Origin of the sequence: Silvibacterium bohemicum, assembly GCF_001006305.1 — a bacterium.
In the GTDB taxonomy this organism is placed as follows: Bacteria; Acidobacteriota; Terriglobia; order Terriglobales; family Acidobacteriaceae; genus Silvibacterium; species Silvibacterium bohemicum.
This window is the reverse complement of sequence record NZ_LBHJ01000012.1, coordinates 14,839-35,351: the sequence shown is the minus strand read 5'-3', so window position 1 is coordinate 35,351 and position 20,513 is coordinate 14,839. Positions and strand designations below refer to the sequence as shown.

At 60.4% G+C, this 20,513-nt stretch carries 17 protein-coding genes; 10 read left to right on the top strand and 7 right to left on the bottom strand.

Annotated elements, in window-relative coordinates:
* Nucleotides 1–33 precede the first annotated feature (33 nt).
* Together XX99_RS16550 and sthA are read right to left on the bottom strand one after the other, a co-directional pair.
* Entirely contained in the window at nucleotides 34–954 is a 921-nt protein-coding gene (locus tag XX99_RS16550) for an ROK family protein (protein ID WP_050060534.1), read from the bottom strand.
* 29 nt (nucleotides 955–983) lie between these two features.
* On the bottom strand, nucleotides 984–2,381 hold the full coding sequence (gene sthA / locus XX99_RS16545; RefSeq protein WP_050060533.1) for a Si-specific NAD(P)(+) transhydrogenase: 1,398 nt from the start codon (nucleotides 2,379–2,381) through the stop codon (nucleotides 984–986).
* A 141-nt stretch (nucleotides 2,382–2,522) separates the two neighbouring features.
* Here sthA and XX99_RS16540 point away from each other — a divergent pair, with 141 nt between their 5' ends.
* Genes XX99_RS16540 through XX99_RS16530 form a run of 3 tightly spaced genes read left to right on the top strand, consistent with a single transcriptional unit; the run spans nucleotide 2,523 to nucleotide 4,593 of the window.
* Nucleotides 2,523–3,209: a thiamine phosphate synthase gene (locus XX99_RS16540; protein ID WP_050060532.1), complete on the top strand. Its 687-nt coding sequence runs from the start codon at nucleotides 2,523–2,525 to the stop codon at nucleotides 3,207–3,209.
* A gap of 38 nt (nucleotides 3,210–3,247) precedes the next feature.
* Entirely contained in the window at nucleotides 3,248–3,790 is a 543-nt protein-coding gene (locus XX99_RS16535) for a thioesterase family protein (protein ID WP_050060531.1), read from the top strand.
* Nucleotides 3,791–3,849: 59 nt separating this feature from the next.
* Nucleotides 3,850–4,593, top strand: a complete 744-nt coding sequence (locus tag XX99_RS16530) for an acyloxyacyl hydrolase (protein ID WP_050060530.1) — start codon at nucleotides 3,850–3,852, stop codon at nucleotides 4,591–4,593.
* A gap of 135 nt (nucleotides 4,594–4,728) precedes the next feature.
* Here the strand turns inward: XX99_RS16530 and XX99_RS16525 are convergent, their stop codons facing one another.
* Complete coding sequence (locus XX99_RS16525; protein WP_050060529.1) at nucleotides 4,729–5,310, bottom strand: DJ-1/PfpI family protein; 582 nt, start codon at nucleotides 5,308–5,310, stop codon at nucleotides 4,729–4,731.
* Between the two features lie 702 nt (nucleotides 5,311–6,012).
* Between XX99_RS16525 and XX99_RS16520 the strand changes: the two genes are divergently transcribed.
* On the top strand, nucleotides 6,013–7,182 hold the full coding sequence (locus XX99_RS16520; RefSeq protein WP_082125739.1) for a DEAD/DEAH box helicase: 1,170 nt from the start codon (nucleotides 6,013–6,015) through the stop codon (nucleotides 7,180–7,182).
* 280 nt (nucleotides 7,183–7,462) lie between these two features.
* On the opposite strand, the gene XX99_RS16515 is transcribed toward XX99_RS16520, so the two are convergent.
* Together XX99_RS16515 and XX99_RS16510 are read right to left on the bottom strand one after the other, a co-directional pair.
* On the bottom strand, nucleotides 7,463–8,227 hold the full coding sequence (locus XX99_RS16515) for a septal ring lytic transglycosylase RlpA family protein (RefSeq protein WP_156186038.1): 765 nt from the start codon (nucleotides 8,225–8,227) through the stop codon (nucleotides 7,463–7,465).
* 15 nt (nucleotides 8,228–8,242) lie between these two features.
* Nucleotides 8,243–8,455: a hypothetical protein gene (locus XX99_RS16510; RefSeq protein WP_050060528.1), complete on the bottom strand. Its 213-nt coding sequence runs from the start codon at nucleotides 8,453–8,455 to the stop codon at nucleotides 8,243–8,245.
* A 483-nt stretch (nucleotides 8,456–8,938) separates the two neighbouring features.
* Between XX99_RS16510 and XX99_RS16505 the strand changes: the two genes are divergently transcribed.
* A complete protein-coding gene (locus XX99_RS16505) occupies nucleotides 8,939–9,679 on the top strand; it encodes a hypothetical protein (protein ID WP_050060527.1) in 741 nt (246 codons plus the stop codon).
* Between the two features lie 179 nt (nucleotides 9,680–9,858).
* Here the strand turns inward: XX99_RS16505 and XX99_RS16500 are convergent, their stop codons facing one another.
* Nucleotides 9,859–10,476: a hypothetical protein gene (locus XX99_RS16500; RefSeq protein ID WP_050060526.1), complete on the bottom strand. Its 618-nt coding sequence runs from the start codon at nucleotides 10,474–10,476 to the stop codon at nucleotides 9,859–9,861.
* A gap of 388 nt (nucleotides 10,477–10,864) precedes the next feature.
* Between XX99_RS16500 and XX99_RS16495 the strand changes: the two genes are divergently transcribed.
* Nucleotides 10,865–12,964 (top strand): radical SAM protein, encoded by a 2,100-nt coding sequence (locus XX99_RS16495; RefSeq protein WP_050060525.1) that lies wholly within the window; start codon nucleotides 10,865–10,867, stop codon nucleotides 12,962–12,964.
* A gap of 140 nt (nucleotides 12,965–13,104) precedes the next feature.
* Here XX99_RS16495 and XX99_RS16490 read toward each other — a convergent pair whose 3' ends face one another.
* A complete protein-coding gene (locus tag XX99_RS16490; protein ID WP_184085008.1) occupies nucleotides 13,105–13,932 on the bottom strand; it encodes a transglycosylase SLT domain-containing protein in 828 nt (275 codons plus the stop codon).
* 233 nt (nucleotides 13,933–14,165) lie between these two features.
* Between XX99_RS16490 and XX99_RS16485 the strand changes: the two genes are divergently transcribed.
* The 4 genes from XX99_RS16485 (at nucleotide 14,166) to XX99_RS16470 (ending at nucleotide 20,503) form a co-directional block, all read left to right on the top strand.
* Nucleotides 14,166–15,254, top strand: a complete 1,089-nt coding sequence (locus XX99_RS16485) for an A/G-specific adenine glycosylase (RefSeq protein ID WP_050061098.1) — start codon at nucleotides 14,166–14,168, stop codon at nucleotides 15,252–15,254.
* 184 nt (nucleotides 15,255–15,438) lie between these two features.
* Nucleotides 15,439–17,118, top strand: a complete 1,680-nt coding sequence (locus XX99_RS16480) for a M28 family peptidase (protein ID WP_050060523.1) — start codon at nucleotides 15,439–15,441, stop codon at nucleotides 17,116–17,118.
* 17 nt (nucleotides 17,119–17,135) lie between these two features.
* The gene (locus XX99_RS16475) at nucleotides 17,136–17,648 is read left to right on the top strand and encodes a hypothetical protein (protein ID WP_156186037.1); all 513 of its coding nucleotides are present in this window, start codon (nucleotides 17,136–17,138) and stop codon (nucleotides 17,646–17,648) included.
* Between the two features lie 176 nt (nucleotides 17,649–17,824).
* Nucleotides 17,825–20,503, top strand: coding sequence for a glycoside hydrolase family 3 C-terminal domain-containing protein (locus XX99_RS16470; RefSeq protein ID WP_050060521.1), 2,679 nt, complete (start codon nucleotides 17,825–17,827; stop codon nucleotides 20,501–20,503).
* The last annotated feature ends 10 nt before the right edge of the window (nucleotides 20,504–20,513 follow it).

Here is a 20,513-nt window from a genome sequence, read left to right as displayed (position 1 = left end):
TTCCTATTACACCTGTGGGAAAAATGCTCCAGGTCAGCAGCCTTTGCTGGCGTGCTCGGCTGCGGCTGCGGCTCCGATGACGGCGAGGGTTGGGTCTTCGGGTAGAACCTCCAGCGTGTAGCTCTGCAGGGGGCTCATCTTGACCATCTGGTAGAGGTGGTCTTTCAGGCGGGAGAGATCGAGCCGCTGGATGTTGCGGCCGGTGAAGTAGAAGCGTCCCGGGCCTTCGAGATGAATCTGCGACGCGGTTGCCGCTGCGACGCCGAGATGCCAGCGTTCGACGAAATCCTGGCAGCGCTTGTCTCCCTTGCGTGCGTGCTCGAAGACCTCATCCGGTTCGAGATCGAGGAAGCGCAGGCGCATGGCGCGGTGCCCCATGATGCCTTCGAGATGACCTCTTCCACCGCAGGCGCAGTAATTTTCCTTGGGATCGAGGGTGACGACCATGTGGCCGCCTTCCCACGGGCCCTCGGTATAGGGGAAGCGGCCAAAGCCGATGCCGTTGCCGATGGTCCACACCCGCACCAGCCGGTCCAGCTGGCCGCGGGTTGCAGCCAATCCGGCAGCTGCAGCGTCGGCATCGTTCAGGATGGTTACGGGCGAGACGAGATTGCGTGCGGCTAATCCAGTACGGACGGCTTCTTCGACGTGCGCCCCTTTGAGCTGGGGCAGATTGGGCGAGTCCTCGATGATGCCATTGCGGATGATGCCAGGCATGGCCACACCGACTGCTTCCACCTGGCTTCCCGCGGGAACGAGTTGCGCGATCTTGTCGCAGATCAGTTCGCACAGCCCATCGGCCGGCATTTCGATCAGCGAATCCATCTCGTCCGCCTGGCCGTCGATGACCGCTCCGGCCAAGGGATAGCGCAGCAGCTCTCCACTTATTTTGTGATCGTCGATCAGGCCCGCGACGACGCGGTCTGTCATGGTAACGCCAACGGTTCTTGCCATATCGTCGCTCTTGTTTCCTTTCGCTCTGCCTATTCTCCGAAGCGGGCGAGGCGGTTCACACCGTTAAACGCCGCAGCTTTGTAGCATTCAGCCAGAGTGGGATAGTTGAACACGGTATCGATGAAGTAGTCCACTGTGCCATTCAAGGTCATCACTGCCTGACCGATGTGGACCAGCTCTGCCGCGCCCTCCCCGATGATGTGCACGCCGAGAATCTGCCGGTTTTCGCGATGGAAGATCAGCTTCAAACGCCCGGTTGTATCGCCGCGGATCTGTCCGCGCGCGATCTCGCGATAGTAGGCGACACCCACCTCGTAAGGCACGTCCTCTTCGGTGAGCTGTTCTTCTGTCTTGCCGATGAAAGAAATCTCGGGAATGGTGTAGATGCCGTACGGGTAGAAGCTGGGGTTTGACTGGATGCCTTCGTCGCCAAAGGCGCGCTCGACGGCGATGCGTCCCTGCTCCATCGAAACGGATGCGAGGCTGGGGAAGCCGATTACGTCGCCGACGGCGAAGATGTGCGGAACCTTGGTGCGGAAATCCTTGTCGACGGGAATGCGTCCGCGCGAATCGGCTTCGATGCCCGCTTCTTTCAGGTTCAGCTCGTCGATGTTGCCCTGGCGGCCTACGGCGTAGAGCAGCGCGTCGCCGGAGATGCGCTTCTTGCTTTCGAGATTGGCGACTACAGTGCCGTCGGCGAGCTCTTCTACAGAGCCGACCTCTTCGGCAAGGCGCATGGTGACGCGGCTATCGCGCAGATGGTAGCTGAGCGCTTCGACAATTTCCTGATCTGCGAACTCGAGCAGCTTGGGGCGCTTCTCGACCAGGGTCACGCGCACGCCGAGAGCCGAGAACATGCAGGTGTATTCGACGCCGATGACACCGCCGCCGACCACGATCATCGTTTTAGGGAGGTTCTGCAGCTCGAGAACCTGATCGCTATTGATGATGGTGCGGCCGTTGATGGGAACCTTGGCGGAATTGGCCGGCCGAGTGCCGACGGCGATCACGATGCGTTCCGCTTCGTGCACGTTCGAGCCGTTTGCGCCATCGATGCGTACGTGGTTGGTGTCGACAAAGCTGGCCACGCCGGTGATGACGTCTACGCCGTTGCGCGAGAGTTGCGCCTCGGTGACGTCGATCTCCGTCTTGATGACGTGCTGCACGCGAAAGGCAAGATCGGACATCGTGATCTTTTCCTTGACGCGGTAGTTCATTCCATAGATGGAACGGTAGTTGTAGCCGGAGAGGTGCAGCACCGCCTCTCGCATGGTCTTGCTGGGGATGGTGCCGGTGTTGATACACACGCCGCCCACCACACTGCGCATTTCCACGAGAGCTACGCGTTTGCCCTTCTTCACCGCCGAAACTGCTGCGCGCTGACCTGAAGGGCCTGAGCCGATCACCAGCAAATCGTAAGTAGCCATGTTCTCCGAAGACGCTTTTCCAGCGCTTGTTATCAGCTTATGGTATCGACCCTGCTACGCGCACATCTTAAACCCGCCAGTGTGCACAGGACGTAAATCCTTATCGGCAAAGAATCATTTCAATTTGAGGCTCGGGCCGGATTGGATCTCTATATTCAGAATATGCTTCTCTGCGCCATCACGGATCGCAAGCAATTTCCGGGAGACGATCGACAGCAGCTCGATGCTCTCATCGGACAAGTTCGCGAATGGACTCGCGGCGGAGTCGACTTCATCCAGATTCGAGAAAAAGATTTAGCTCCAGCCGACATACTTAGTCTATCAACCCGGGTGAATGCGGCGGTACGCGAGGAGTCGAAGAGCGGTCCCACGCTTACGAAATTGCTTCTGAACGGGTCGCCGGCGATTGCGCTTGAAGCGGGCGCGGATGGCGTTCACTTGACGGGCAACGCGCCGGCCGAGGCTGCCGATATCGCAAGAGAAATTTATGCTCGCGCCGGGAGGCAGGCGATTCTTAGCCGCTCCTGCCACACGGCGGAGGAGGCGGTGCAGGGGCGCTCATGCACATTGCTTCTTTATGCGCCTGTTTTTGAGAAGGTGCTGAATGGCGAGTCTATTCGCGGGAAATTCATTTCCGCAAAAACCATTTCCGGTTCGGGACTGGCTTCGCTGGCCGCTGCGTGCGAGGCTGCGGGGGGAACGCCGGTGCTTGCTCTGGGCGGCATCACGCTCGATAACGCACAGGCTTGTGTCGATGCTGGAGCGGCGGGGATTGCGGCGATTCGTCTTTTCCTTGGCGATGACTGGCGAAGGCTGCGCGGCCTATAAACTTCTCATAGAGCCTAATGAGCGTGAGTCGATAACCGGTGTCCCGTAGCAACAGCTTCGTCCGCATTCCGGCGCTGGCGATCCGTCAACGGATTCGCCCGCTTCCTCGCATCGGCGTGCTTGACGAGGATCTTCTGTCGCTGCGTGTCTGGCCGCAGGATATCGACTTCAATCTGCACCTCAACAATGCCCGCTATCTCAGCTTCATGGACTACGGCCGCGTGCATCTGATGGCCGCTACGGGAATTCTTACGCCCGCGATTCAGCAGAGATGGGCGCCGCTGGTGGGATCGATCTCCGTAACCTATCGGCGCTCGCTGGGGCTCTTCGCGCCCTTCACGCTGACGACACGGCTGCTCTGCTGGGATGAGAAGTGGCTCTACATGGAGCAGGTGTTTGAGGCTAAGGGCGGCCTGGCTGCCATTGCCTGGGTCAAGGGGCTGTTTCGCGGAGCTGAGGGCAACATTCCTTCGCAGCGGGTGATCGATATGGTCGCACCCGGCGTGGCATCGCCGCCGGTTCCGGAATCCCTCCTGCAATGGAACGCGCTTACCCGGGAGAAGCTGGCTTCGGGCGAGTGACGCCGCTTTCCTGCTTTTGTTTGCCGATGCTGCTGTGCTAGGGTTCTTCTCACTTCGACATGCCCGGCATCCGGTCGCTCTTTTTGCCCATCCTGTTGTGGTTTGCCGCTGGGGCCTTCGCTCAGACCGCCGCTCCCCCTGTAATTTATAGCCGGTTGAACAGCTTCGGATTCTTCGGCGAATACTCGAACGATTCGAGCCACATCCTGATCGGCGTTGCCGAGAACCGCAAGCTGTTGGACTTTGGCGGGACTTATAGCCGGCGGGTGCTGCTCAATCGCATCGTCGATGGGCAATACATGGCGGAGCTGCGGCCGGTCATGCTGGAGAGCGATCCGGTCTACCATGTGGTGCTCACTTCTACCCTGCCGCCGGGTTTTTCCGCGGTCGAGAATCTGACTTATGGTCAGCATTGCGCCCCGGGGTCGTTCACCTTTAGCGGGACAAGCCAGGGCACTCCTTACTCGGAGACCGAGACGATCACCTGCGGACGGCGCTGGATCTTCGGCGAAGGTTTTTCGCCGCTCGGCTTCAAGTGGAATTTTCGGCCGCGCCATCGCATTCAGCCAGTGTTCACGACGCTAGCGGGCTACATGTTCACGACCGAGCCGATTCCGGTGTCGACGGCGGGGTCGTGGAACTTCACCTTTGAATTTGGAGCCGGATTCGAGTTCTACCGCTCGGCGACACGGTCTATTCGCGCGGAGTATCGCTTTCACCACATCTCGAATGCTTATACGGCGGATTCCAATCCGGGCATCGATAACGGGATGTTTCAGGTCACTTATGCGTTTGGGCGGTGAGGGCTGGCCGTCCAGGTGATTGCGCCTTTGGCGGGACTAGCCGTCCAGGCAATTGCGCCTTCGGCGCTTCATCCGCGGTAGTGTTGGCATGGTGGAATCCCACCTCTCAGAATTGAGATGGGGAGCACCCGTTTTTTATAGCTCGATCTTCGTTCCGAGCAGCTTCAAAAATTGGGCCAGCCACTGCGGATGTGCCGGCCAGGCGAAGCCGGTTACGAAGTTGCGATCGGTAACTGCTCCATCGGGAGGCAGGTCGGCATAGATGGCTCCGGCCAGCCGGATTTCCGGAGCGCAGGCCGCATAACCCGAAATCTTTCTGCCGTGAATGACGTTTGCTGCAGCCAGTATTTGCGCTGCATGGCAGATGGCGGCAATCGGCTTCTCCTTCTTCGCGAAGCCCTGGACGATCTCGATGACCTTGCTGTTCAGGCGCAGATATTCGGGAGCGCGTCCGCCAGCAATCATCAGCGCGTCGTAATCGGCCTCTTTCACGTTGGCAAAGGTCGCATTCAGGGTGAAGAGGTGTCCTGGCTTTTCGGAGTAGGTCTGGTCGCCTTCGAAGTCGTGAATTGCCGTTTTGATCGTTTGCCCTGACTTCTTGTCTGGGCAGACCGCATGGACCGTATGCCCGACGGCCCACAATGTCTGAAACGGGACCATCACCTCGTAATCCTCGGCGTAGTCTCCGACGAGAAACAGAATTTTCTTTGCGGCCATCGCTTGTCTTCTCCCAGGTTTTCGATTCGTTGGGCGTCGAGTTTGCCCGATATGCTTTTTTCAGATTAGCGATCCTGCATCTCAAAGGCGAGAGCACCTGGCCCGGGGGTGAAGCCATTCACTTTGCGGAACGAATTCAGCGGCCTGAAGGCCCCTGCTCCCTCCGTGGAATCCCACCTTTCAGAATCGAGATAGGGGGCGCCCGGTCTGATTATTTCCGACGCTGGTCATTGATGATCTTCAGAGGAGCGCGAGACGCCCGGACGGTTTAGCTTTTTACTCGCTCTTTCGTTCCTTTGTCGATTCCTGTTTCAAAACGTACTTCGATCCTGCTACAATCAGCTCACGCTCAGTTGTTTGGCATGTGAGCCGCTCTCGCCCTCATCCAGCAAGATCGCCTGGCAAGTAGTTTCCAAGCCCCTCAGCGTAATGGCCGGTCAGTACATCTGATTACGGCCAGGTCGTCGCACGGTGAAGACTCCCGTAAGCGTTTGCGGCCGAAGACGCAGCGTTCGGAACAACGTCGAGGCAGCGCTCAGTATGCGCTCACTGGTTTTGAAACCAGCTCAATCCTTCCCAACGCCCTTACTTTGAACTTCCCGCCGGACGTGTGTCCGGGCAACGGAAGACAGCAACGCGGCCAGCCGCAGTGTGTTCCAACCGGAACACGCGGATGAGACGGGCAAAGCCGCCAAGGATCAAGTGAATACAACTCAAGAAGTTTCGACCCCGCAAGCGACTGTGCAATTTTCAGACTTCAATATCGCGGCCGCGCTCAAGCAGCAGCTGGCCAGCGCCAAGTTTGTAACACCCACTCCGGTACAGGCCGGAGCGATTCCGCCCGCGCTCGAAGGCCGCGACGTTCTGGCCACTGCGCAGACCGGCACCGGCAAGACGCTCAGCTTCCTGATCCCGCTGATCGAAAAGATGCAGCCCGGCAAGGGGCCCGCTGCGCTGGTTCTGCTGCCTACGCGCGAGCTCGCGCTTCAGGTAGTCGAGGCTTACAAGCAGCTCACGCGCAGCTATAACACCGCTGCGGTAGTGGTGGGAGGCATGGCCGAAGGGCCGCAGCTGCAGGCGATCCGCCGCGGCGCGCGCCTGATCGTGGCGACGCCTGGACGCCTTGAAGATTACCTCAACCGCAAGCTGGTCAACCTGAGCGGCGTGAAGATGCTGGTGCTGGACGAAGTCGACCGCATGCTGGATATGGGCTTCAAGCCGGCCATCAAGCGCATCGTGAATGCGCTGCCTGCCGACCGCCAGACGCTTTGCTACTCGGCGACGCTCAGCCCGGCTATCCGGGAGGTGGTTCGCGAGTATGTGAAGAATCCGGCGCGGGTCGAGATTGGCTCGGTGCTCAAGCCCTCCGAGAATGTGGAGCTGCAGACATTCGAGGTTCCCACCGAGAAGAAGCACGAGCTGCTCGAGCACCTGCTCGAGTCGCATGTCGGCAGCTTCCTGGTCTTCGTGCGCACCAAGCACGGAGCCGACCGCGTCGCCCGGCGCCTCTCGCGCAGCGGCCACACGGCGACGCAGATTCACGGCGACCGCTCGCAGTCGCAGCGCAACTCGGCGTTGAAGAGCTTTGCGCAGGGCCATCACCGCGTTCTGGTTGCGACCGACGTCGCGGCTCGCGGCATCGATGTCGCCGACGTGGCGCACGTGGTGAACTACGACATGCCGCGCGAGGCGGAAGACTTCGTCCACCGCATCGGCCGGACGGGACGCGCTTCGTCGAAGGGCAAGGCGTCTACGTTTGCCGCTCCCGATGAGACGCACCTGCTCCGCAAGATGGAGAAGGCGCTGCGCATCACGACCAAGCGGTATCGGGTGAAGGCGAACGAAGGAAGCCGGACGGCGATAGCAGTTTAGTCGCTGAGAAGCGGGTCGCTGGGAAGCCGGCGGCTAAAGCCCGGGTCGCTAAGAAGCGGTTAGCTAGTTCCCCACATCTCAAAATCGAGATGTGGGGAACCCGTTTTATGGTGGGGACTGATATTCGTGGTCTCCCACCCTTCGCGTTGAAGCTGCGAAGGATGGGGCACCCGCCCGATAGGATTAGTCGGGTTTCAGCGACCGGGACTTTAGCAACCCGCTTCTTAGCAAACCGGCTTTTCGCTATCCGTTCTTTAGCGACCCGCTTCTTTAGCGACCCCTAGTCCAGCCGCACTAAATACGCTTCGCCTTCTTTCGGTTCCAGATCCTGAGCGATCTCGGTGGCTCGGGCGCGGTCGTCGGCTGCGGGGCGGATTCTTACCCAGTAGCCGGTTGGCCCGGAGAATTCGATCACATTCGCGGTCTGATACTTGCGCTCCAGATGGTCCTGAAGCTTGAGGGCTTCGTGTTCGCTGGAGAAGGCGCCAATCTGAACGCACCAGCGTCCGCCCTGGGCGATTGGTTTCGGCGCCTCGAAGACGTCAATTCTTACGCGGGCGGTGCCTGGACGCCACACTCCTACGGCCTTCGCCGCTCCTACCGAGAGATCGATCACGCGATCCGGTACGAACGGGCCGCGGTCGGTGATGCGCATAGTCGCTGTCTGTCCCGTCTGCAGATTCGTTACCTGAATCAGTGAGCCCATGGGCAACGTGCGGTGGGCGGCGGAGACGGCGTTCTGGTCGTAGACCTCTCCATTGGCCCCGCGACGGCGGTTGTAGGGCGGCCCATACCAGCTGGCCATGCCGGTTTCCGAATAGAGGGGCGTGCGTGAGGTGTTCGGGTTGGATGGAGCCGGGGAGGGCGGAATGTTGCTCTCGGAGATGCTTGGAGCCGGGGCTGCCGGCGGGGTCGCGATCGGCGGAGGCGGCGGAGTGTAGACAGCTTGCGAACGATGGCCGCATCCCGCGACGAACAGGGAGAGCGCCAGCGCGGCTGCGCTCAGACAAGCCGGCCGATATAGCCGTATCTGGGATTGTTGCATCCGGGATTGCCGCATTCAGCGCTGTCCACCGGTGCGGTGGTCAAAGCGGTCCGCCAGCTTGGCCAGTTGCCCGGCGGCCGCGCGCAGGGCCTTGGACGAATTGGCCCGCACATCGGGCACGACTTCGTCATTGAGGTAGGCGATGACTTTCTTCACCTCTTCTTCGAGGCGCGGCACCTTTTCATCGATCTTGCGGCCGAAGTCTTCGAATCCGCTTTGATTGCTCATAGAACCTCTGGTTGCCTCAGGGGCTGGAAGCCCCGGTCGTTTCTCTGGCTGGATGTACGGGCTGAAGCCCGTACCTACCTTTGAACCTTTTTGTTTTCAAAACCTTTTGTTCTTCATGCCTTTCGGTCTTCGAAATCTGTCTCGGGCCTCTTAACTCTTAGAACTCGTTGCCTTCGAACTTAGTACTCTTCGAATCCAATTCGACCGGTATGCTCCCAAGTTTTCGAACACCGCATGGTAAGTATTGACGCGGAGAAGCGGTGAAATCAATCGGCCTCCGCTCCGGAGTTGCCGAATCAGTTACGTACTTGGGCGGATACCCTCTTCGCAAAGTCCTCATTCAGCACTTGTTGTAACCTTCTATACATCTCGCCGTCGCGAATCCCGCTCTAACGACCATGCGGATGACTCCGCCGCCTTCAAGAAATTGTCGATACGGCAGTGGAAGGTATCTCCCAAGCAAGAAGGGCACTCTTGAACGATATGGTGACTGCGAAATTTTATCTGCGGGTTCTCCCCCTATTTCTGCTTCTCTGCGCCTCGCTCCCGACGCGAGGGCAGGATTCTCAGCCGCTGCCTAATGCGCCTCCGGATCACGCCGCCGACACGAAGCATATTGCGCCCAACAAATGGTATGGGGTGGTCGATCCGGGAGAGCGGGTGGCGCCGCTCTACAGCAAGGACAAGCTGGTGTTCTGGCTGCATGAGGAAGTCACCCCGGTGAGCCTTCTCCCGGCCTTCGTCTCCGCCGGCTACGGCCAGTTGACGGGCGGAGATCCGAAGTACGGCATCGATTCGGGTGCGTTTGGAGAGCGGCTGGGCGCCGCGGCCGTGCGCGAAGCCAGCATGCGCTTTTTCTCCGACAGCCTTTTTCCCTTTTTGACGCACTCTGATCCGCGCTACTACCGCATGGGTTCGGGAGGCTTCGAGGCGCGCGCGGGATACGCCGCCGAGCGTCTTTTCATCGAGCAGCGCGATTCAGGCGCGCATGGGTTTAACTTTTCAGATATTTTCGGCCGCCTGGCCGCATCCAGCTTGACCGCAGCGTATTACCCGGAACCCAGCGTCAACGCCGGCGTCGTATTCAAGACCTGGGGCACGTCGCTGGCCGGCGCGGCGGCGAACAATCTCTTTCTGGAGTTCTGGCCGGATATCCGGGACGCGGCTTTTCATCACAACCACAAATCGCGACGTGGCCAGTCGGCGACGGCGGGTAATCCTTAGGACTTAGCTTAGTGCCCGGGGCTGAAGCTCCTTGTTTTGCGGAAGGAATTCAGGGGCCTGAAGGCCCCTGCTCCCCCCGTTATTCTCGGCCTCGTTCGTGCGCTATCTTCGGCTTCGTTCTGCATTCCTCATTTGATTTCATGGGAACTGCTTCACGTCTGGCCCGGTCGGGGTCAGCCTTAGAACTTGATGTAGGCGCCGACCATGGGCTCGGAGGTGAGGCGGGTAGCGTTGGTGGTGAGGGCCGCTTCGCCGAAGTCCGGTGTCTTGTAGAAGAGTCCGCGGTATTGCAGGCGGACGCCGAAGTGGTCGGTCAGCAGGGCCTTGTTGATGCCGACTCCGAAGTTGAAGGCGGGGCGTCCCTGATAGGAGACATTCTGTCCGCCATTCAGAGACGGCGACATGATCAGCGCGCTTACTCCGGCGAGCGCGAAGGGATGGATGCCAAAAAATCCTACCGGCGCGGTGACCAGATATGATCCGCCAAAATCGTGCATGTTGTGCTGGATGGGGAAGGGCTGATTCGAATAGCGCTCGGCGAAGCGGGTAAAGCCGTAGCTTCCTTCATAACCCAGCCACCAGTGATAGCTGTGCCGGAAGGCGACCTGACCGCCGCCGGAGCCGGTCGGCTTGTCAGTAATGCCGTTGCCGGAGCTGTCCTGGGTGGTTTGATAGAGGCCGCTCAGCGAGATGTCGCTGTTTTTGAGGATGTTCTGCGCCTGGGCAGAGGGAAGAAGGGTCGCCAGTGCGGCGAGGGCAAAACTGGCAATGGTCAGGGGAGCGAAGGGCAGGCGCATCTTGTACAAAAACCTCCATCTTCATAGTAACTTCAAGGAAATCATCGTGCCGGGGCGTCACTGGAATGGACGTCCGGGAACCCGGATGGTAATCGACGCGGGGAAGCTGTCGCAGAAGCCGGAACCCGTAGGGTAAGCTCAAGCCTGGAACCGGATTTACGGATGCCCCCGTTCACAGGGCGCTTTGCCCGTCCGGCTGCCGTTTTTCACCATTCGGTTACAACCGATTCAACTAGCCTGGGCAGACGCCTATGCTGATGATGGATAACGTCTTCCCTGCGAGGAGGACGAGCACTACCCCAGAGCAGCAGACATTTCAGATTCATCCAACCGCGGGCGCCCACCTCGGCAGCCAGCGGTAACGACGAGCATCAGGAGATACAAGTACATGTCGAAAGCCGTCAAGTACGCCGAGAGAGCGGTCACCATCGCAGCCCAGGGCGCGTGGTCCATTTTCGAGAAGATCAACAGCATCAAGCCCAACGCTTCTTTTACTCCGAAGTGGTCGGACAAGCCGCTGCTCAAGTCGTACCAGAAAGAGAAGCCGCCCCTCGGCTGGCCTCGTACGACCGACTCGCTCTGCCCGAAGTGCATTCCTGAGATCCGCCAGCAGATCGTGGACGGCAAGCTGCCCCACGAGATCCTGCTGAACGAGAAGGTCGGCGAGATCAAGGCGCAGATCATCGAGCGCGACGGCAAGATCCTGATGGTGAAGGATTGCCCCAAGCACGGCCACTTCGAAGACGTGATGTCGGTGGACACGGCGTTCTTCAAGCATTTGGAAGAGGTCTTCCCGGGCCGCGACATCAAGGCGCACAACGACGAGAAGCTGCACAACCACGGCACCTCGACCGTGACGCACGGACGCGGATCGGTGCTGACCATCGACTTGACCAACCGCTGCAACATGATGTGCGATCCCTGCTTCATGGACGCGAACCAGGTGGGCTTCGTCCACGAGCTGACGTGGGACGAGATCAAGACCATGCTGGACAACGCGATCACCATCAAGCCGCGCCGCCAGATGTCGGTTCAGTTCTCGGGTGGCGAGCCTACGCTGTCGCCGTACTTCCTGGACGCTGTCGCCTATGCCCGCAAGGTTGGCTACAACTCGGTGCAGGCAGCGACCAACGGTATCGAGTTCGCGAAGTCGAAGGAACTGTGCCGCGCCGCTGCAGAAGCGGGTCTGCGCTATGCGTACCTGCAGTTCGACGGCATCGGCAACGCTGCCAACTCGCACCGCAAGGTCGGCAACCTGTTCGACGTGAAGTTGCAGGCGATCCACAACCTGCACGAAGCCGGTGTGGATATCGTGCCCGTCACGACGATCATCAACGGCATCAACAACGAGCAGGTCGGCAACATCATCCAGTTCGCGCTCGACAATCCCAAGAAGATCAACTTCCTCAGCTTCCAGCCGGTTTCGTTTACCGGCCGCGACGAGGCTGTCTCCGATGAGCGCCGCGAAGCGCAGCGCTACACGCTGAGCCACATGGCGCACGACATCAAGAACCAGACGGGACTCGGCGAACCGGTTCGCGACTGGTTCCCGATCTCGTTCATGTCGACGTTCTCCGACTGGGCCGACCTGGTGCACGGACCGAACCACGACTGGGGCCAGCTCTCCTGCGGATGCCACCCGAACTGCGGCATCGGCATGGCGCTGATGATCGACAAGGAAACCAAGGAAGCCGTTCCGGTGACGGCGTTCCTGAATGCCGATCGCCTGGCCAAGGACGTAGCCAAGATCAACGACGCCGCGCGCGGCAAGTTCCTGTCCATCGTTGGCGTGACGCTTGCGCTGCTGCGCAACTACGATCCGACCAAGTCGCCGACGCACTTCAAGATCCTTGACCTGCTGCAGAAGTTCGACAAGTGCTTTGGCGCGACCGGCCGCAAGTATGGCAAGGTCACCGCCGACCGCACCATGGCCGACATCGAACAGCGCCGCGCCGACCGCTGGAACTTCCTGTTCATCGCCGGCATGTGGTTCCAGGATCTGTTCAACTACGACTTCCGCCGCACCGAGCAGTGCATCATTCCTTACGCCACGCAGGAAGGCGAGATCAGCTTCTGCGCATACAACACCGGCGTGGGCTGGCGCAACATCATCGAGAAGATGCACATGACCGCGACGCTCACCAAGTGGTACGACGAGCATGGCCGTCACGAGATCTTCGCCGGCGGCAAGAAGGTGGGCATGGGCGGAGCGGAACACACTCTCGTTCTGAACAACGAGCATGTGTTTGCAGCCGCCAACGACACCTTCGAGAAGTCGGGCATCGCGAAGAACTCGCGCGAAGAAAAGATTCGCGCACGCGACGCCAAGCTGAAGCAGGACGCCGAGAACGCCAAGATGGCCAAGCTGTATCGCGAGCACGTGCTCGGCGAGAAGCCGGTCGAAGGCCTGGTTTCGCTCGACGCGATCAAGCCGGCTCCGAAGGCTGCTCCCGCACCGCAATCCGAAGAACCCGTCATGGGGGACTAACCGTCCAGGTAACTGCGGCTTCGCCGGGACTGCGCGTCCAGCGGTCCGCGCCTTCGGCGCAAAGACTTAGGCCATCCCTTTGGGATGGCCTTTTGTTTTTGGAAAGCTATCTTTTCGCTCGTTATCGTGAGCGTTCAGGATCAGGAGAAGCCGCCGGGAACCGGTGTGCCGTTCTGGAGGGCGTTCATCTTGGATGTCACTTCGTTGACGTAGCTCGGGTCTGCTGAGCCGTTGTAAGCCGTCAGCGCGGCGGAGATATTGCCATTGTTCTGCTTCAACAGCTGTGAGTCGAGAAGCGCTCCAGCCATGATGTTCGTGGCAGGGTCAGAGACAGACTTGCCGCCCAGCAGGCTGGGATATTGGCTCTGCAAGCCCTGGAAGGTTGCCTGATCCACCTGCATCAGTCCTGTATCCGGCAGCCCCAGTGCGGGGTTGGTGGTCACTGCGTTCGGATTCCCTCCCGACTCCTGCAGGATCTGTGCGCCAATCAGAGATGCCGGTACGCCGGTCTGTTTGGATGCGGCGTTGATGTCCTGGACAAAGGGTTGCAACGCGCTCGGTACATTGGGACCGAGCGCGCCCGCGCCCGATGCGCTATTCGCGCTCGATGTGCTGCTCGCGCCTCCGGTGGCACTCGCAGCGGGTGTGGATGCGGCGGGAGGAGCTTGATTGTCGACGGCGCCAGGCTGAGGTTCAGCTGCCAGGCTGCTTCGACCTCCGCCGCCTGAGCCCACGCTGGGAGGGCCGCCTCCGCTGCCGTCATTTTGTCCCTGCGCTCCGCCGTCCAGTTGAGCGGCGAGCTGTTGCAGATCTTGTACCAGCGCGGCGAGCGCCTGCTCGATCTCTTGTTCGGGGTTGGAGCTGCTATTTGCGCCCAAGTCTTCCCCGGAGTTACTCGACCCTGCAGGTGATCCTTGCGAATTTCCCAATGTCTCCGCAATCGAGCCCAAATCCTGGAATGCGGACATAATATCGTTCGAGATGCCGTTCAGCATGAAACATAGCCCTTTCGCTTCAAACCTTCTGAATCTGCTCTCCGCTCTTCCCTTTTTTGAAAGCAGCGAAGAGAAAGTTCGTCGCGTTGTACATTCCTGAGAACAAAATTGACGCGTATTTTATTCCGTCAAGCGAGGTCCGAATCGTCCTTCATGCGCCGTTTGCCGCTCACCAGCGCGGTAGAGCGGGGCTTTACAATCACTCCATGACGCAGCCCGAGGCGAGTGCCGAGCCGCAGAGGAATGAATTTCGCAGCCGGCTGCTTGCCTGGTTCGACGAACATGCGCGGGATCTTCCCTGGCGGCGGACTGGCGATCCCTATGCCATCTGGGTTTCGGAGATCATGCTGCAGCAGACGCGGGTGGCCGCTGTTCTTGAGCATTACGACCGCTTCATGGGCCGCTATCCCACGCTGCGGGCGCTGGCCGCTGCTCCCGAGGACGACGTGCTGGCCATCTGGAGCGGGCTTGGATACTACCGCCGCGCTCGTATGCTGCATAAAGCGGCGAAGTTCGTCGTGGATGAGCTGGGCGGAGTGCTGCCGCAATCGGCGATCGCGCTCAAGAAGCTTCCCGGCATCGGTGAATACACCAGCGCGGCGATTGCCAGCATCGCCTTCGGCGAGGCTGCCGCGGCCATTGACGGCAACGTGGAGCGAGTGCTGACCCGGGTGCTGGGGTGGGACGAGAAGACGGCTCTGCCCGGCCGGCTACGCGAGGAGGCCGCGAGGTTTCTGGCGCAGTCGCGGCCGGGGGATTTCAACCAGGCCATGATGGAGCTGGGGGCGACAGTCTGCCTGCCGCGTTCGCCGCTGTGCCTGCAGTGCCCGGTGCAGCCGCAGTGCGCTACGCGCGGCGAGCATGCGACCGGGGAGCGCCCCAAGATGAAGAGCCGGCAGGCGGCGTATGCATTTTTACGGCGGGTATCGAGCCGCCGCGTGCCGGAGGTTCTGCTGGTGCAGCGGCCGAAGGATGCCGCTCTGATGCCGGGCATGTGGGAGCTGCCGGCCATCGATCCGGAGACGGCGCCTGCGGAGCGGCGGCTGCTGGATGTGCGCCATTCCATCACCGTAACCAACTATTATGTGACGGTGTACGGATACGAGCCCGGTGAAGAGCATGTGTTGTCTTTTTCCGGTGGTGCTGGCCGATGGGTTCGCGCGTCGCAGCTGCTGGAGATTCCGCTGACCGGTTTGACGCGCAAGGTGCTCAAGCGGCTGAAGGCGTTGCCGGGATACACCGCACGGCAGCAGCAGGTGAGATTGGAAAATGTGACCCCGGAGCTGTCGCGGTAGCAGTGGACGATCGTTAAGTAGACGATCGTGAAGAGGTGAGAATGGGTGGCAGCGCGGGCAAACTGCTGGTCCTTCGACTACGCTTCGATTCGTTCCGCTCAAGATGCCAAGTGTGTTGAGTGTGGGACAGGTATCAGCAGAACCAATGAAAATCTTGTGTCGACCGGTTACAGTCAGGAGCCAGATGAAGAAGACCGCACTGTTTGCATCCGCATTTTTTGCCATCCTCCCTGCTTTCGCCCAGCAGGCCTCTGTGCCCGCCATCACCGGAGTCCCCGAGGCAGCGCAGCAGGCTGCTGCTTCGATCGATGCGGAGAAGATTCGCGCGCATGTGCGCTTTCTTGCCGATGATCTGCTCGAAGGCCGGGGGCCGGGCACGCGCGGCGGCGATCTTGCGGCGAAGTATATTGCTGCGCAGTTCGCCGTCGATGGGTTGAAGCCCGCGGGCGATAACGGGACTTATTTCCAGAAGGTCCCGCTGTATGCGGTGCACACGATAGAAGAAGAGACGAAGTTCAGCCTGCTGCCTACCAACGGAGTGCCGCTCGATCTGCAATATGCCACCGATGTTGTTACAAAAGACCAGACCGGCGAAGAGTCTGCGGACATAGATGCGCCGATCGTCTTCGTGGGCTACGGCATCGATGCTCCCGAGTACAAGTGGGACGACTATGCGGGCGTGGATGTGAAGGGCAAGGTGCTGCTGGTAATCGTGAACGAGCCGCCCTCGACCGACGATGCGTTCTTCAAGGGCAAGACCATGACCTACTACGGCCGCTGGACGTACAAATACGAAGAGGCGGCGCGCAAGGGCGCAGTGGGCGTCCTCATCATCCATCGCACTGACCTGGCCAGCTATCCGTGGGACGTGGTCCGCAACTCGCAGTCGGTCGAGAAGTCTTATCTGCAGGGCGATCCGTCGGCGACGCTGAAAGCGGCAAGCTGGATTCAGCTGGATGTCGCGCGCAAGCTGCTGGCCGCAGCGGGCAAGAATGTGGATGACGAGATCGTGGCCGCCGGCAAGCCGGGCTTTCATGCTTACGAGCTGCCGGTGCGGCTGAAGGCGCATGTGGCGAGCAAGGTGCGGCGCTACGACTCGGACAACGTGGTTGCCGAGCTGCCGGGCGAGGATACTTCGTCGAAACGGCAGGCGGTGATCTACTCGGCGCATTACGATCATCTCGGCATCGATCCCAATCTGAAGGGCGACAACATCTATAACGGAGCGGCCGACAACGGCACGGGCTGCGGCATCATTCTGGAGATGGCACGGGCCTTTGCGGATGCTTCGGCGCGACCTCCGCACAGCGTCTTCTTCGCGGCTGTGACCGCTGAGGAGCAGGGATTGCTGGGCTCGCAGTATCTGGGTATGCACCCGCCGGTTCCCGCTGCTGCAATCTCGCTCGATCTGAATTTCGACATGCTCAACCCGATCGGCGTACCTCTTGATGCGGAGGTAAGCGGCGCGGAGCGGACGGACTTTTATCCTGTGGTCGAGAAGACGGCGAAGGCCTTCGATCTGACCATCCAGCCCGATCAGTTCCCATCGGCGGGGCACTATTACCGGTCCGATCATTTCAGCTTTGCGCGCGTGGGTGTGCCGTCGTTTTCGGTGGGCCAGGGAACGCACTTCGAGGGTCACGATGCGGCATGGGGCGTGTCGCAGATGGAAGACTTCACCGCGCACCACTATCACCAGCCGTCGGATGAGTACAAGGACTCGATGGACTTCCGCGGCGACGCCAAGATGGCGCGCTTCGGATTGATTCTGGGATGGGAGGCGTCTTCGCTGCCACGCGGCGTGGAGTGGCAACCGGGCGATGAGTTCGAAGCGGCGCGGAAGAAGAGCGAAGGCGCGCAGTAAAGAGGGCTGGGGGCGCGATGAAGCGTGGGATGGTTCTCGCCGTTGTGCTGGGGTGCGGGCTGCGTGGCTTTGCGCAGACGGCGACGGCGGATCCCAAGCTGCAAAAGCGCGACGCCGAGACGGCGACGGCCAAGGCGCCAAAGTCGCATGAACTCTCGACGCTTCCGGCCGAGGCGTCGGGCGAATATCTGCTCGATGAAGAGGGTTCGGTGATCCAGATTACGCTGGACGCGGGCAGGCTATCAGGATATGTGACGAAGATGGGCGACGATCAGAGCGACCGCGGCACGCCGCTGACGTTTTTCTTCGACCAGGCCGATGCGCGGGGCGCCAGCCTCAGCTTCACAACCAAAAAAGTGCATGGCATCTGGTATTCCTTCGAGGGCACCATCGTTCGCGGGGATGCTCGGCTGACCGAGGCCGAGAATGGATACTTCCGGCTGAAGGGCGGCTGGACGACTCACAACGATGCGCGGAACAGCCAGACGCGGGCTCATGTGAATCTCGAATCCACACCTCGGAAAGATTGAATTGTTGAAGGCAATTTCATTTGATTAACGCAACGATTGACACAAGCAAATCGATTTAGTTATCGTTTGGGCACCTATGGAACGCGGTTTTCTGCGCGCTTCTTGCCACGCATATTTCAAATAGAGTTCAATCGCGGGCACAAGTTTACCGGTGTGGTCACAGCGAAGGGATAGCGATGAAATTCGAACGGACACGGTTGGGCGCTGCAGTTTTCTGTCTTGCAACTTTTCTCGGTGCGGCGGGAGCCGCCTCAGGCCAGCAGGCCTTCCCTTTTCAAAACCCCAATCTGCCCATCGATCAGCGGGTCGATGACCTGGTCTCGCGGATGACGCTCGAGGAAAAGGTTTCGCAGACGGTGAACGGGGCTGCGGCTATTCCGCGGCTGGGCGTGCCGAATTACGACTGGTGGAGCGAAGGGCTGCACGGCATTGCGCGGTCAGGATATGCGACGGTGTTTCCGCAGGCGGTGGGCATGGCGGCGACGTGGGACACCGATCTGCTCGGGCAGATTGCGACGACGATCTCGACGGAGGCGCGGGCCAAGTACAACCAGGCGGTCAAAGAGAATGTCCACAGCATTTATTACGGCCTGACCATCTGGTCGCCGAACATCAATATCTTTCGCGATCCGCGCTGGGGCCGCGGCCAGGAGACCTACGGCGAGGATCCTTATCTCACCAGCCGTCTCGGCGTGGCGTTCGTCGAGGGGCTGCAGGGCGACAATGCAAAGTATCTGAAGACAGTGGCCACGCCGAAGCACTTTGCCGTGCATAGCGGACCGGAGTCGAGCCGGCATCGCTTCAATGTCGATCCCTCGCCGCACGATCTTGAAGACACTTATCTGCCGGCCTTCCGCGCGACGGTGACCGAGGGTCATGCGGATTCGGTGATGTGCGCGTACAACGCCATCGACGGGCTGCCGGCCTGCGCGAACAAGAATCTTCTCGAAGAGCACCTGCGCAAGGCCTGGGGCTTCAACGGCTATGTGACTTCGGACTGCGGCGCGGTGGATGATTTCTTCATGCCGAAGACGCACATGACTTCTCCGGATGCGGAGCATGCTGCGGCGACCGCCGTGCTGGCCGGCACCGACACCAACTGCGGCAATACCTATAACGCGCTGACCATGGCGGTGAGCGAGGGATTGATTTCGGAGGCGGCGATCGACGTTGCGGTGAAGCGGCTGTTCACGGCGCGCTTCCGCCTGGGCCTGTTCGATCCCGATGCGCAGGTGCCTTACGCGAGTATTCCGATGAGCGAGGACGATTCGGCGCTGCATCGCGAGCTGGCGCTGAAGACGGCCCGCGAGGCGATGGTGCTGCTCAAGAACGAGAACAACTTCCTGCCCATCGATCCGAAGGCCAAGACCATCGCGGTGATCGGGCCGAATGCTGCGGCGCTGGCTGCGCTCGAGGGCAATTACAACGCGGTGCCTTCGCATCCGGTGCTGCCGGTCGATGGTTTGCGCGCGGAGTTCAAGAACGCGAAGGTTCTTTACGCGCAGGGCTCGGCGTATGTGGAGGGCCTGCCGGTTCCGCTGCCGCGCACTACGCTGCATCCTTCGGCCGGGTCGACAGAAGAAGGCCTGCGCGGAGAGTATTTTGCTTCTGCGGATTTCAGCGGAAGCCCAGTGCTCACGCGTGTCGATCCGCAGGTGGACTTCGATTGGAATTCCGCGAGCCCTGCGCCCGGCATTCCGGCCAAGAGCTTCAGCGTGCGCTGGTCGGGAACGCTTGAGGTGCCGCAGCCGGGCGATTATGCCCTGTCGATCACGCTGGCTCATTGCTACCCCTGCGGGGACTACGAGGGCTACACGGTTTACCTCGACAACAAGCAGGTGGCTGAGTTCGGCACGGCCGAGAAGGATTCCCGCGAAAGCACGACTCCGCCGTTTCATGTGCATCTGGATGACACGAAGGCTCACGCCTTCCGCCTGGAATACAAGCATCGTGCGCCGCTGTTTGGCGCGGGCATCACTCTGAACTGGACGCCTCCCGCGCAGCCGCTGCGCGACGAAGCGGTGAAGATCGCGAGCCGCTCGGATGTGGTCGTTGTCTTTGTGGGGCTTTCTCCGGAACTTGAAGGCGAGGAGATGCCGGTGCATGTAGAAGGCTTCGCCGGCGGCGACCGCACGGACATCAATCTCCCTGCGGTGCAGCAGCAGTTGCTCGAGGCGCTGCAGGCAACCGGCAAGCCGATGGTGGTGGTGCTGATGAACGGCAGCGCGCTGGCGGTGAACTGGGCGCAGCAGAATGCCAAGGCAGTAATCGAGGCGTGGTACCCGGGCGAGGTTGGCGGCACGGCGATTGCTGAGACCATCGATGGCAAGAACAATCCTGGCGGAAGGCTGCCGGTGACGTTCTATGCGTCGAACGATCAGCTGCCCAGCTTCGAAGACTACTCGATGAAGAACCGGACCTACCGGTACTTTCACGGAACGCCGCTCTATGGCTTCGGCTACGGCTTGAGCTATAGCCGCTTCGCGTATTCCGACGTGAAGCTGTCGAGCAAAGAGGTATCGGCGGGCGATACGCTGACGGTCGAAGCCGATGTTCGCAACACCGGCTCGCGCGACGGCGACGAAGTGGCCGAGCTTTATCTTGTGCCTCCGAAGACAGACGTATCGCCGATCCAGGAATTGAAGGGGTTTCAGCGCATTCATCTGGCCGCCGGTGAGAGCAAGCGTGTGGAGTTCAAGCTTTCTCCCCGCCAGCTGAGCGAAGTAGATGCGCAGGGCAGGCGCAGCGTGACGGCCGGAGCGTATTCCATCTTTGTCGGTGGGCAACAGCCTGCAACGGGAGCTGGGCAGTCCGTCGAGTTCACCCTTCGTGGATCGCAGGAGTTGCCGAAATAGGCAGGTGAGT

Excerpts from the sequence above, each read along its gene's own strand:
- XX99_RS16550 (WP_050060534.1), bottom strand. The coding sequence starts at position 954 with ATGGCAAGAACCGTTGGCGTTACCATGACAGACCGCGTCGTCGCGGGC.
- sthA (WP_050060533.1), bottom strand. The coding sequence starts at position 2,381 with ATGGCTACTTACGATTTGCTGGTGATCGGCTCAGGCCCTTCAGGTCAG.
- XX99_RS16530 (WP_050060530.1), top strand. The coding sequence starts at position 3,850 with ATGCCCGGCATCCGGTCGCTCTTTTTGCCCATCCTGTTGTGGTTTGCC.
- XX99_RS16525 (WP_050060529.1), bottom strand. The coding sequence starts at position 5,310 with ATGGCCGCAAAGAAAATTCTGTTTCTCGTCGGAGACTACGCCGAGGAT.
- XX99_RS16515 (WP_156186038.1), bottom strand. The coding sequence starts at position 8,227 with ATGCAACAATCCCAGATACGGCTATATCGGCCGGCTTGTCTGAGCGCA.
- XX99_RS16510 (WP_050060528.1), bottom strand. The coding sequence starts at position 8,455 with ATGAGCAATCAAAGCGGATTCGAAGACTTCGGCCGCAAGATCGATGAA.
- XX99_RS16505 (WP_050060527.1), top strand. The coding sequence starts at position 8,939 with ATGGTGACTGCGAAATTTTATCTGCGGGTTCTCCCCCTATTTCTGCTT.
- XX99_RS16500 (WP_050060526.1), bottom strand. The coding sequence starts at position 10,476 with ATGCGCCTGCCCTTCGCTCCCCTGACCATTGCCAGTTTTGCCCTCGCC.
- XX99_RS16495 (WP_050060525.1), top strand. The coding sequence starts at position 10,865 with ATGTCGAAAGCCGTCAAGTACGCCGAGAGAGCGGTCACCATCGCAGCC.
- XX99_RS16490 (WP_184085008.1), bottom strand. The coding sequence starts at position 13,932 with ATGTCCGCATTCCAGGATTTGGGCTCGATTGCGGAGACATTGGGAAAT.
- XX99_RS16485 (WP_050061098.1), top strand. The coding sequence starts at position 14,166 with ATGACGCAGCCCGAGGCGAGTGCCGAGCCGCAGAGGAATGAATTTCGC.
- XX99_RS16480 (WP_050060523.1), top strand. The coding sequence starts at position 15,439 with ATGAAGAAGACCGCACTGTTTGCATCCGCATTTTTTGCCATCCTCCCT.
- XX99_RS16475 (WP_156186037.1), top strand. The coding sequence starts at position 17,136 with ATGAAGCGTGGGATGGTTCTCGCCGTTGTGCTGGGGTGCGGGCTGCGT.
- XX99_RS16470 (WP_050060521.1), top strand. The coding sequence starts at position 17,825 with ATGAAATTCGAACGGACACGGTTGGGCGCTGCAGTTTTCTGTCTTGCA.